This window comes from Devosia sp. (assembly GCF_041917035.1).
GTDB lineage: Bacteria > Pseudomonadota > Alphaproteobacteria > Rhizobiales > Devosiaceae > Devosia_A.
Map to the genome: position 1 here is coordinate 1 of NZ_JAYRYM010000120.1, position 11,730 is coordinate 11,730.

Here is an 11,730-nt window from a genome sequence, read left to right on the forward strand (position 1 = left end):
GGGCGTCAAGGGTTGGGCTTCTCGTGACGTTGCCCAACATCTATGCGGCGTGACGCTGACGTCGGCTTGCCAGGCCGGCTACGTCGAGCAAGACGCCTTTCTGCCAAGCCCATGGATCGAGGTCACTAGAAATGGCCCTCACCCTTGCGGACACTAGCGGCCGGCCTCGCCGAGCTGAAGCTGCAAACCCTGGACTGCCGCGGGGCACTTGCGCAAATCGATCGCCAAGGCATCGGCCTGTCGGGTCGCTACGTAGCGGGCGGTCTTGGGTTGCGTGAACTGGTAGAAGTAGCCGTCGATGGCCTGCGATTGCTCGAAACTGAGGCCCTTGGCGAACATCTCGGTGCGGTTGGCGTCGATCAGCGCCCCCAGGGCGTCGCGCAGCTTCTGCGCATTGGCCAGTCGGTTGGGGTCGGTGAACACGGCGTGCTCGTTGATCAGCTGGCCGATGGTCTGGTAGCACAGCGCCGCCGCCCAGTAGGCCGATGTCACCCAAGGCTCGAGAGATTCATCGAGGACGACCACGTCCTCCCCAGGCGACGAAGCCAGCGCATCCTGGGACCTGGCAGTCGAAGCCGGCACGGTGACGAGCAGCGCCAGAACTGCACCAGCGGCAAACCGAACCAAGCTTTTCACCCGAACCCTCCCCGTTTGGCGTCCAGTTGGCTTCGTTCGGGTGCGAGCGTCAAGCCGTCGGAGGCCGTCGGCTGCGCCCCGGACGTGCACCCGTGCTGCCTGCCACCGCGCCATCCATGGCTGGGCAAAGCGTACCTGTGCACAGGCCAGCGGTGCCGGGCCAGGGGAAGACGAGTAACCTCGGCCGCTGGTCCGTCTCACGCACGACGACCGTTCACGGACCCGTTACAAACTTCACGACGTGAACTTAATTTTTGATTGGTGATCATGCGCGAACATCGAGCGTCTTCGGGCTACGTTGAATGCTCGGCGGCGATGCTACCGCCTCGGGCCGCCCTGGTCTCAAGGCTGGCTCGAGCATCCGACGTCACGACCTGACAAGGAGGCGAGTCGCGCGATGCAGTTGGACTTTTCGGCAACGGGCCGCACGAGGGTACTCGTCGGCACGGTCCTGAGCACCGCGTTCTGCGTCGCCGCTGCGCTTTTCGTCGACTCCTTCAACTTTCACCTTCTGTCCGATGCCGCACGATTGCGCTCGATCACGACCGATATCGCCCTGCCGATCGTGCTGGCCACCCCCCTGACCTACTTCTTCCTCTCCAAGTTGCGAGAACTGGCGGCTTCGAGAAACCGGCTCGAGGCCACGCTGGGCGCCATGGCGCAGGGCCTGTCCCTGTTCGACTCCGAGTCACGTCTCATGCTGTGGAACCAGAAGTATGGCGAGCTGTTCGGCATGCCGCCGAAGTCGCTTTCGACCGGGATGCGGCTGGCCGACATCCTCAGCATCCAGAAGGGCGCCGGCAATTTCGACGGCGAGCCCGCTGACCTCGAGGCGCGCATCGTTCAGCGGATGGCCCAGGGTGAGCCGCTCGGCAATGAAGTGCGGCTTGCGTCCGGTCGTCTGATCTACTCCATGCACATGCCGGCTCCCGGTGGCGGCTGGGTGGCCACGCATGACGACATCACCGAGATCAGGGAGCAGAACCTCCGGCTCGAACGGCAGAAGGAGCAGCTGCAGGCCGTTCTCGATCACATGAACCAGGGCGTCACCATGTTCGATGGAGAGGGGCGGATGGTCATGTGCAACGGGTTCTTCGAAAAGCTGTATCGGCTACCGCCGAGGCTGGCCGAGTTCGGCATGGATCGCGAGGTTCTTGTCCACCGCATGCTGGAAGCCGGCGCCGTCCCGCAAAGCGCAGCACGCGACAATCCGTTTGTCGCGCACGACGGACGCAAGTCCGAACAGCTGATCCAGTGCCCCGACGGCAGGTACCTGCGGGTCGTTTCGTCGCCCATGCGCAATGGCGGAGTCGTGGTGACGCATGAGGACGTCACCGAGCGGCGCGCCATCGAAACGCAGGTCGAGCACGATGCTCTCCACGATGCGCTCACCGGACTGGCCAACCGCCGGTATCTCGAGCGGGAACTGGAGCGCCGGCGCCAGGAATGCCGCACTAACGGACGGACGCTCGGCATGCTTCACATCGATCTGGACCGGTTCAAGCAGGTCAACGACACGCTCGGTCACTCGGTGGGCGATCTGATGCTGGTCCATACGGCGCAGATCCTCGCCGCCGGGGTCGGACCCGGTGATTTCGTGGCGCGCATCGGCGGCGACGAGTTCGTGGTGGTCACCAGCGAGGCCAAGGATCGGCGTCGGTTGAACGGACTTGCCCGGCGCCTCGCCAGCCGACTTCGAAAACCCCTGCTGCACGATGGGGCGGAGTCAGTCATCGACAGCAGCATCGGCATTGCATGCGAAAGGGGACCCGAGATCGACGTGCCGCGCCTGATGGTCAATGCCGATCTCGCACTGCACGCTTCGAAGACGAGCGGGCGGGCGCGGATCACGCACTATGACGAGGCCATGAAGCAGAGCTTCACGCAGTCCAAACTGCTCGCCGATCAATTGCGGCGCGGCCTCGAGCGCGGGGAGTTCGTTCCCTATTTCCAGCCCAAGGTCGATGCCCGATCACGCCAGATCTGCGGCCTTGAAGCGCTGGTGCGATGGAATCATCCGGAACGCGGCCTGATGGTGCCGGGGGAGTTCTTGCCCGTCGCCGAAGAACTGGGCCTGGTGGCGCTGATCGACAGTCAGGTGCTGACCAGGACTGTCTCCCAGATCAGCGACTGGCGGGCTCGCGGACTGAGCGTCCCCCGTGTATCCGTCAATGTTTCGGCCCTTCGCCTTCGGGATCCCGCATTGCCGCGGCAGATACAGCAATTGCAGATTCCGCCCGGCCAGCTTGCCTTCGAGCTGCTCGAGTCGATCCACCTCGACAATCTCGATGACGTGGTGGCGTGGAACCTCGACCAGATCCGCGAACTTGGAGTGGATATCGAGATCGATGATTTTGGTACCGGCCGGGCCTCGCTGCTTGCGCTGCTCAGGCTGCGACCGAGCAAGCTGAAGATCGACAGGCAATTCACCGCGCCTCTGGCCGTGTCGGAGTCCGCAAGGCAACTCGTGCGCTGGATCCTCGACGTCGGACACGCGCTGAACGCGAAAGTCGTGGCCGAGGGTGTGGAAGACGAGGAACAGGCGGCGCTGCTCACCTCGTACGGCTGCGACGAACTTCAGGGCTACTACTTCGAACGCGCGATCGACGCTGCGGACACGGCCAGGATGCTGGCCCGCGGTGGCGAATGGTCCCGGACCGATCTGTCGGCGCAGGCGGCGAGGGCTTTGCCATAGCCTGTTGCACTCGCGCCGCTTGCCGACCCGAGCGCAGAGCACGTTGGCGCGAGACCCGACTGTCATCTGATCGTTACATTTGTCTGGCCATAGGTGGTGATGGACCCGGGGCAGGGAGCTGCCCGGGATCGCCTACGCGCGGGAGTGCTTGATGGACTGGAAGGTCGTGGATGCCGGCAATGGCGTCATCCGCATTGAACTGCATGGACGCATGGACGTTTCGGGTGCGCTCAAGGCCGATCCGGCGTTTGCCGAGATCGCCCAACAGACCGACCGCCTGATTGTCGATCTCGCCGAGCTCGAGTTCCTCGCCTCGCTCGGCATCCGGACGCTGGTGACCACCTGCAAGGCGCTGCGCGCCAAGAATGGCGGAATGGTGCTGCTTTCGCCGACCGCCAATGTGGAACAGGTGCTGCGCTCCAGTGGCATAGATACGATAATCCCGATCACGACGAGTGACAGCGAAGCCGAGAGAGTCGTTCTCGCCTGAGGCAGGATGAGCGCCCCACGATGAGCCATCGGTCGACATTCCCGGGAACGATCGATGGCGCCTGCGGTGCTGCGCAATGGCTGCGCGACCTAGCCGAGCGGGAGCACCTCGGCAAGGACCTGACTTTCGCCCTGGAAGTCTGCCTCGAGGAGTTGTTCATCAACGTGGTGCGCCACGGGCGGCCGCCCCGGCCTGTGGATGATCATGCCGCCGAGCCGGCGGAACCGCTCTCGGTCGAGGTCGGTGTGCAGATTGCCGGCGGCGCCGTCGACCTGACGATCGAGGACAACGGGCGTACATTCAACGTTTCGCTGGCGCCGGCAAAGCCGATCCGTCAGCCGCTCGACGAGGTGGTGCCGGGCGGGCTGGGCATGCAACTGATCCGCAGCTTCAGCAACACCATGCGATACGAGCCGCTGCCGATGGGCAATCGAGTGGTTGTCAACTTTTTGCGGTCCGAACCGACCAGGTCTTCGGCAGACGCATGACAGAGACCGTCACTCCGAGCCGAAGGCCGAGCATGACCACCTACGCTCCCACGAGGACGGTCGATGTCGGCATCCGGGCTCTGGATGAACTGCTGTCAAGACTGGAGCCTGAGCGACACGATGTCGGGGCCGTGCTGATCCGGCAAGGCGACGTGAGCGAGTTCGCCCTGTTTCTGGCCGAGGGCACGGTGGCGGTGTTCGCGGAATCCGACTACGGACGGACACAACTCGCCTCTCTCGAGGCTCCCCGGCTGATCGGCGAGCTCGGTGTGCTGGCAGCCTTTCCCCGCACTGCGACAATCGAAGCGACGACGCCGCTGTCCGTGTACCGACTTTCCCGCAGCCAACTCATTAACGTAGGGGAGGCAGCCCCGGACTTCCTGTTGTCGGTGATCGGCCAGCTCGGTCGCCAACTCGACGGCATGAATCGGGCAATGAGCCTGTATGGGAATGCACTGTCGGCACTCGAGCGCCGTGAGTTCGATGCCCGGATTCTCGAGGATCTCGTGCACCCCTCCCCTCAGCTCGTGACCTTCGGCACTGCGTTCAGGCGATTTGCCGAGCAGATCATCGACAAGCGCCGCCAGAGCGACGAGCTCGCCAGCGCTGCCCTGATCCAGCGCTCCTTCCTGCCGGATCGCGACGCACTGAAGTCGATCGGTGCCGCACTGGACCTGAGGGCGGACATGCGCCCTGCCAGCGACGTGGGCGGCGACTTCTATGACTATTTCCCGATCGATGAGAGCCGCGTGGCCATCGCCATAGGCGACGTCTGCGGCAAGGGCATCCCGGCGAGCCTGTTCATGGCCGTGACAATCACGACCCTGCGCAGCGCCGCTGCCGAGGAGCAGGATGTCGCGGCCATCCTGGCCAAGGCCAATGCCAACCTCTGCCGCCGCAACGACGCCTCGATGTTCGCCACGCTGTTCTTCGCCGTGGTCGACGTGCACAGCGGGGAGCTCGAGTACGGAAACTGCGGGCACAACCCGCCGTACATCATCTCGGGTGGCGAGCGGCAGAAGCTTCCGGCAACGGGAATTCCCATCGGTCTCATGCCGGACCGCCCGGCACGCAGCGCGAGGGCCAGGCTTGGCAGGGGCGACACGCTCGTTCTGTTCACTGACGGCGTCACGGAGGCAATGAACCCAGCTCGGGAGGAGTTCGGCACGGCTCGACTGGAGGCCATGCTGGACGAGACAGCGGATGCGTCACCCGCCGCGCTGCTCTCGGAGATGTTTCGCCAGGTCGACGCCTTTGCGGATGGCGCGCAGCAGTCGGACGACATCACCGGCCTGACCCTCAGGCTGCGCTGATCCTCCGGGGAAGGCTTGCGCGGGCCGGCCGGACAGCTGAGGCGGAGGGTACCAGGCGTTGAGCGGGCCCATGGCTCACTGCGGCCCCTCGATCGGAAAGCGCTGGTCGATCCAGGGAGCCACCCTGCGCGTCGTCGGGAGGTGCATCTTTGCGGCGCCGGGGAAGAACACGATGCGCGAGTGGCCCGGGAGATCGGGCGTGCAGTCGAGACGGAAGTGCATGACGCCGTCATCCCTGGTCCATACGGCCTCGCCGGGGCCCAGGACATACGCCATCCAGGCCTGATCCGTTCCGGTGAAGCCAGCGGCCGCTGCCATGGACGGGGCAGTGCCGGGATCGAAACGGCTCCACACCTCGGGGCGGGCGTTGGCATTCATCAACACCATCGAGCCATTGTAGGGCTGCAGGGCCACCGAGTTGGAGCGGTAGAGGACGATGTCTTCCGGGCGGCCGAGCACCGCGTCCATGGAACCGACGACAACGCTGTCGAGGTCGATCCAGGCAAAGCGCGGCCCAACGAGCCGGGCAGCGTCCGGACCGAACAGTCGAAGCCGGCGGTAGCAGCCGCCCATGTCGGCATGCTCGCTCCACAGCGGCACCACCCGGATGCCGCTGTCAATCCCGGAAGGGTTGTCGGTGATGCACACCACATCATGTGGAATGGTGAGGTTGGCCTGAAGCTGACGATACAGCCGGTTCACCGCCTCTGCGGAGAAATCGAAAAGGATGTGCAGCTTCTTGGGGTTGGCCCACTTCCACAGGACGATCTGCAGGCGGTTTTCCGGATCGGACATGTTTTTCACCAGGTCAGGGCGCCTTGCGCCAGAGCGAGACATGCTCGTCCGACTGCACGAGGATCGGTTGGTTGTTGCGGTCATAGCGCTTGCGCGGACCGGGCTGGACGCCATCGATGCGAACCGGGGTGTAGTTGCTCGCCACGGAGGTGTCCGCGAAACAGAACGAGAGATGGTCGAGCAGCAGGAATCCCCCCGGTTTCAAATGCGCATCGAGGTCGAGAATGGCCGTCTCGAAGGTGGCAAACGTCATGTAGGGCGTGGGATCGGCCGGCCAGTCATGAATGGTTTCGGGCCGGTGCAGAACGCTGAGGCAGGTGATGGCGTCAAAGCGTCCGGCCTCGGTTTCGCCGATGCTGCCGGCCGTCCAAAGCCGAACGGAGGCGTCGGCGATTTTGCGGCGGGCGACCCTGATGCGGCGAGCGTTTATGTCGATCCCGGCCAGCCGGGCGCCCGGGATGAGAGACTGCAGCGACAGGATTTCCTCGCCTGTCGAGCAGCCATAGGAGAGAATCTCAGGCGAGGACAGGTCGGCCAGCGCATCGCGCAAGGCGCCGAACAGGTGCGGATACCGGTTCAGCTGCGTGCGCCCGCCCGGCTGATAGAGGCGAGGATCTTGGCGCAGGCGCCGTTCGGCCTGGATGTCGGGGTTGAAGCGGGCAAGTACCCAGCGCGCAAGCGCGCGGGCGCCAGGTATCGCCCTGACGGTGGATCGAAGGACGGCCCAGGGGTCACGGGGCATCGCCGGCCTCCGCTGTGGCGGGGGCGCCGGTCTGGATGGCCTGCCGCAGCAACTCGGCGTCGACCTGCGTGACCAGACTGGCGGGGCTCTCGCCGGTGAGGCGGAGATTTGTCAGCATGAGGGCGTCCGTGAGCGCGGGTGCGAGGAAGCGGGCGTTGCCAGCGACCACGGCCGCACCGCGCCGCTTGAGCGTGGCGTGGCACAACGGATCGGCGGAACGCCAGGACGGAGCGCTCAGCAGCAGGAGCTTCATTGCCGAGGGGTGCGAGACGCGCAGGCGGGCGTAGGATTGGAACGGCAGGTGCCAGCTGCGCCAGCCTGCCTCGCGGGTGCGAAAGCCCAGCGCGACGAGGGCGTACATCAATGGTCGAAGCCTTGTTCCCGGACGGAGGAGCAGGGTGAGAATGCCGGTGTGGCGTGCGGAGGGGATCGGGTAGACGGCCTGCCCGAGCCCGAGTCCACCCAGCATCAGCGGATCCTGCTCAGCGATGACGGGATTTGCGAGGATGTCGGCGGCTGCGTCCTCGACGGCGACGAGGCGGCGCTGCTCGAGCACAGCGGCGGTGCGGAGACGGCTCAGCAGCCAGTCAGGGCCGGAAAGGCCGTGTTCGCGTTGGCGGAACGCGGCAAGGGGCAGCAGGTCGCGCCATCGGGCGGGATAGGGTTCGGAGTCTCCTTCTGGCCTCGGCAGGGCGGCAATCCAGCGCTCCCACGCGGCGGGGCGGTCGGCGGGCGGGCCGGCACACAGTCTCAGGAGAGCTTGTTCGGGCTGCATCAGCGCGCGCCCGGCGTGGACCGTCGGCGCTTCTGGCGCATGAACGAGGGTTCGCTCAGGTGCCGCGTCGCCTCGGCGACGAGTTGGCGAGGCGAGGTGACGCCCCAGCGCCGGGCCATCTGCCGGATGAAGGGCACCGGCGTGGCGAATCGGTGTCCGACCTGACGCTGACAGGCATTCCAGGCAATGGCGATGCGGCGACCGAAACCGGCCGCCTCGGCGAGTTGGGCAGTATCGCGAAAGAAGGCACGGTCGAACGGCGGCATGTCCTGCGCAGAGAGACGTTCGAGAACATCAGTTGGGATGGGCGAGGCGAGATTGTCGGCGAGATAGGCGAGCGCAGAGGCGAGCAAGGGGCCGCAGCGATGGCGAGTCGCCTCGGTCTCGACGAGTGACCAGCGGAAGCCGGGCCCGGAGCGAGCCAGCAGGAAATGGGCGTCAAGCATCCAGCGGATCGACAGTTGCAGCAGGCTGCGTGAATAGCCGTGGATGCAGGCGTGAAACAGGTGATGTTCGGGTGCAAGGGTCAGCGCCGAGCCGAAGCCTGGCTGGCCCAGAGGCTCGGCGGCCGCCCAGAAGCCATCGTCGGCGCCCTCCCACAGCGAGCAGTTGAGGATGTTGTAGTGCAGGTCCAGATTGACCTGGCGCGCGTCGCTACGGAAGGGGAAGGCATGCGTGCTGAGGCCGGCGATGGCGCGCCGGTGTTCGCTCAACGGCCGGGCCTCGACGAAACCAAGGTGCTGCAGGACGTCGGCGGCGCGCTCGTAGTGCTGGTGGGGCACCGCCAGGTCGAGGTCACCCATGGGGCGCTGGGCCGGGCTCGGATAGAAGCGGCATGCAAGGGCAAACCCCTTGAGGAAGAGCGCCGGGATGCCCGCTTCGGCAAGGGCTGTGGCCAATGTACGCGCGGTGGCGTCGAGGCGAACGAAGGCGTTGCGGGCCTTGAGGTAGCGTCTCTCGATGCCGCGCTGGGCCTCGGCGGGTAGCTGCGGAAAGAGCTCGGCACTGCCGCGGACCAGGGGAAGCAGCTTCTGGATGCCCTTGTCGACGTTTCCGGCCGCTGCAGCAATGACGAGGTTGCGCCCGGCATCCGTGCCGGACGCGACATTCGCCAGGGTCCGCAGCAGGTCGAGCAGGTCCGGATCCGGCTCATGGCCGAAGTCGCGGAGGTGCGGCGAACCTGTCATGGGAGACCCCGGGAGAGGGCACGGAGGGCATCGGGGATGAGCCTCAGGTCGGTGCCGAGGTCGAGCCGAAAAGCCGGCAACTCGTCAACGAGCGGCAGCGCCGCATCCTGGTGGGCCTGCCGGTGCAGATCGACCAGTTTCCTCGACTGGCGCAGAGCCGAAGCGAAGCGCTCGCGGGCATCCTCAGTCGAGATCCGCGTGAAGCGACTGGGGCCAGGCTTCCCGGTGATGACGGTGAAGACCAGCGCGGCAATGGGCAAGCTGCGGCGCATGGGACAACCGGGACCGTCCGGCGGCAGGATCAGGATCGACTTGGCGTCCGGCGCTGCACCATGCGGCTGGACGAGTGGGCCCGGCAGGTTGCTAAACGCGGCTGCAGTCTGTCGCGTCAGGTTGCAGCTGCAGTAGAGCGAGTGGCCGAGAATAACGGAAGGCGTGCGTTCGGTGACGATCACGTCCTCTCCGGCGAGTCCAAACCCCGCCTCTAGAGCGCTGAGGCAGGTGGTGGACTTGCCGCTGCCGTTGGGACCCACCAGCAGCAGGCCCTTGTTCGAATCTGGCGCGGATATCAGCGCGCCGTGGAGGGCCGGAAGGCCCAGTCTGGCAAGGGCAGCGACAAGCGCCCACTGGAAAGGGCGGGCAAGGGAGATGCGCTGCAGTTGCTCGGCGCTCGGCAGGCACGAAACGATCATTCCATCGGCGGGGCGGAACCACTCGAGCGGGTCATCGTAGGTCCAGGCGACGCCGACCGGAGGGGCGATTCCCGTTTCTGCGACGCTCCAGGCGCACAGCGTGAGATCGGGCGCGCCTCCATCAGGCTCGACGGAGATGTGGCGCAGTGGCGCCAACAGGCGCTCGGCCAGAGCAGGCGCCGCAACGCGAACGCGGATGCGGACCGGACCGATGGCGATGCGCAACTCCGTTTCGGAGGCACGGGCGGCAGCCTGCTCGAAGGCAGGCAGCGGTGAGTCGGCAATAGCGAGGCCGGCGAGGCGCTTGCGATCGAGTGCCCGCTTGGCGATTGCGAGGAAGTCGTCCGCCACCTGATGCCCCTGACGCAGGCTGTGGTTGGCGCCGTGGATGCGTCGGATGGTGAGCACGTCACCGACGATGACCCGCCGAAGGCCGGCTTCGTCGGCGCGAAGGAACCAGTCCTGATTGGCGCGGGTGGTGGTGCGGGTATCGAGCGGGCCCACGCTCTCGAAGGCGCGACGGCGCGCCAGCAGACACTGCATCAGCTGGCCGAGCTTCTCGTCGCCATCGCTCGCGCCGAGATCGGGGGGCAGGTGGCCGTCAGGCCCGGTTCTCACGTGGCGCACGTTGCTGATGGCATAGTCGGCGTCGCCGATGGCAGCGAGCTGGGCAGCCAACTTGCCGGGGAGCCACAGGTCGTCGGCATCGAGGAACGCGATGTAGTCCCCAGTCGCGAGCGCCAGTCCCGCGTTTCGGGCCGATGCGACTCCACCTTGCGGCCTGCGGTGCACGGCGACGCCGGCAAAGCCGGCCGCGACATCGCCGGAACCATCGGTGGAGCCATCATCGATGACGATTACCTCGAGTTCCGCCCCCTGCTGGGACAGAACGCTCTCGATGGCCTGGGCGATGAACCCTGCACCATTGTGGACCGGGATGATGCACGAAACCGTCGGGAGCCTGGCACGCATCCGCCGGTCAGGCCTGCAGCGGTGGGTCCAGCGCGAAGGACTTTTCGAGGTCGTCGAAGGCGGTGAGAGTGGGTGGCGCGTAGGAGAAGGCGACATCGACGCCGAGCGGCTGGACGGACCGTTCCGCTGCCTCGATGAGGCCGGCGGTGAGCAGCTGGTCGATGAAGCCGTCAACGTCGGCTTCGACCCCCTCAAGGGCTACCCGCATTTCGTCGGCGATGGTGGCGGCAATGGCGCCCGGACTATGCCCCGCATCCATCAGCTGCCAAATGATGGTGCCCACCCCCACCGACGAGTAGTACAGCCCCGAGTGGAAATTGATGACGACGAGCTCGCCATCCATGACCCTGCCCGCGGCGTGCTCGGCAGGCCGAAATTGAGAGGTCCGCGACACGCTCATTGCAGGATACCCGTTGGCTGGATGGGATTCGCTTACCGCCCCCTCACTCGGCTGTCAAAGAGCCTTTCGACCAGATCGGCGGCGCAGGGAAACCCGGCGCTTGCGTGCCTCCGGCATGGAACACCAGGTCCACAAGGGCGCACGCATTCCCTGCGAAGGTGGGGCGGGCCGTGGCGCCTGTCCGGCAGCTAAATCATGACGACCCCGCGAACCAGCCTGCCTTCCCGCAGGAGGTCGAACCCTTGGTTGATTTCTGCGAGCGGGAGGGTTCTGCTGAGCAGTCTGTCCACCGGCAGCAGCCCCCGCTGGAACATGCGGATGAAGCGGGGAATGTCGCGCGACGGTACGCACGAGCCCAGGTAGCTCCCGCGCACCGTCTTCTCGTCCGCCACGAGGTTGACGGCGGGGATGGCCAGCGTTGCCTGGGGAGGCGGCAATCCGCCCGTGGTCAGTTCCCCGCCGCGCCGGATGATCTGGTAGCCAAGCTGCAGCGCCGCCACGGAACCGGCGAGTTCGATGGCATGGTCCACGCCGCCGCCCGTCAT

The 11,730-nt window shown here is 66.0% G+C and carries 12 protein-coding genes; 4 read left to right on the forward strand and 8 right to left on the reverse strand.

Going from position 1 to position 11,730, the window contains the following annotated elements:
• Window positions 1–153: 153 nt before the first annotated feature.
• The gene (locus ACE3TU_RS13010) at window positions 154–636 is read right to left on the reverse strand and encodes a hypothetical protein (RefSeq protein WP_374624814.1); all 483 of its coding nucleotides are present in this window, start codon (window positions 634–636) and stop codon (window positions 154–156) included.
• Window positions 637–1,033: 397 nt separating this feature from the next.
• Between ACE3TU_RS13010 and ACE3TU_RS13015 the strand changes: the two genes are divergently transcribed.
• The 4 genes from ACE3TU_RS13015 (at window position 1,034) to ACE3TU_RS13030 (ending at window position 5,622) form a co-directional block, all read left to right on the forward strand.
• A complete protein-coding gene (locus tag ACE3TU_RS13015) occupies window positions 1,034–3,331 on the forward strand; it encodes an EAL domain-containing protein (protein ID WP_374624816.1) in 2,298 nt (765 codons plus the stop codon).
• Between the two features lie 151 nt (window positions 3,332–3,482).
• Window positions 3,483–3,821 carry an STAS domain-containing protein gene (locus tag ACE3TU_RS13020; protein WP_374624818.1) on the forward strand — a complete coding sequence of 113 codons (339 nt, stop codon included), beginning with the start codon at window positions 3,483–3,485 and terminating at the stop codon, window positions 3,819–3,821.
• Between the two features lie 20 nt (window positions 3,822–3,841).
• On the forward strand, window positions 3,842–4,309 hold the full coding sequence (locus ACE3TU_RS13025) for an ATP-binding protein (protein WP_374624820.1): 468 nt from the start codon (window positions 3,842–3,844) through the stop codon (window positions 4,307–4,309).
• A 32-nt stretch (window positions 4,310–4,341) separates the two neighbouring features.
• Complete coding sequence (locus ACE3TU_RS13030; protein ID WP_374624822.1) at window positions 4,342–5,622, forward strand: PP2C family protein-serine/threonine phosphatase; 1,281 nt, start codon at window positions 4,342–4,344, stop codon at window positions 5,620–5,622.
• 75 nt (window positions 5,623–5,697) lie between these two features.
• Here ACE3TU_RS13030 and ACE3TU_RS13035 read toward each other — a convergent pair whose 3' ends face one another.
• The 7 genes from ACE3TU_RS13035 to ACE3TU_RS13065 form a co-directional block, all read right to left on the reverse strand.
• Complete coding sequence (locus tag ACE3TU_RS13035; protein ID WP_374624824.1) at window positions 5,698–6,417, reverse strand: hypothetical protein; 720 nt, start codon at window positions 6,415–6,417, stop codon at window positions 5,698–5,700.
• Window positions 6,418–6,430: 13 nt separating this feature from the next.
• Complete coding sequence (locus tag ACE3TU_RS13040) at window positions 6,431–7,159, reverse strand: class I SAM-dependent methyltransferase (protein ID WP_374624826.1); 729 nt, start codon at window positions 7,157–7,159, stop codon at window positions 6,431–6,433.
• Window positions 7,149–7,934, reverse strand: coding sequence for a hypothetical protein (locus ACE3TU_RS13045; protein ID WP_374624828.1), 786 nt, complete (start codon window positions 7,932–7,934; stop codon window positions 7,149–7,151). Before ACE3TU_RS13045 ends, ACE3TU_RS13040 begins: the two co-directional genes overlap by 11 nt.
• Window positions 7,934–9,121: a nucleotidyltransferase family protein gene (locus ACE3TU_RS13050; protein WP_374624830.1), complete on the reverse strand. Its 1,188-nt coding sequence runs from the start codon at window positions 9,119–9,121 to the stop codon at window positions 7,934–7,936. Before ACE3TU_RS13050 ends, ACE3TU_RS13045 begins: the two co-directional genes overlap by 1 nt.
• Window positions 9,118–10,785, reverse strand: coding sequence for a glycosyltransferase (locus ACE3TU_RS13055; RefSeq protein WP_374624831.1), 1,668 nt, complete (start codon window positions 10,783–10,785; stop codon window positions 9,118–9,120). Before ACE3TU_RS13055 ends, ACE3TU_RS13050 begins: the two co-directional genes overlap by 4 nt.
• A gap of 7 nt (window positions 10,786–10,792) precedes the next feature.
• The gene (locus ACE3TU_RS13060) at window positions 10,793–11,128 is read right to left on the reverse strand and encodes a PqqD family protein (protein ID WP_374624832.1); all 336 of its coding nucleotides are present in this window, start codon (window positions 11,126–11,128) and stop codon (window positions 10,793–10,795) included.
• A 245-nt stretch (window positions 11,129–11,373) separates the two neighbouring features.
• Window positions 11,374–11,730 (reverse strand): zinc-binding dehydrogenase (locus ACE3TU_RS13065; protein WP_374624834.1); only part of this gene is annotated, 357 nt, incomplete at its 5' end.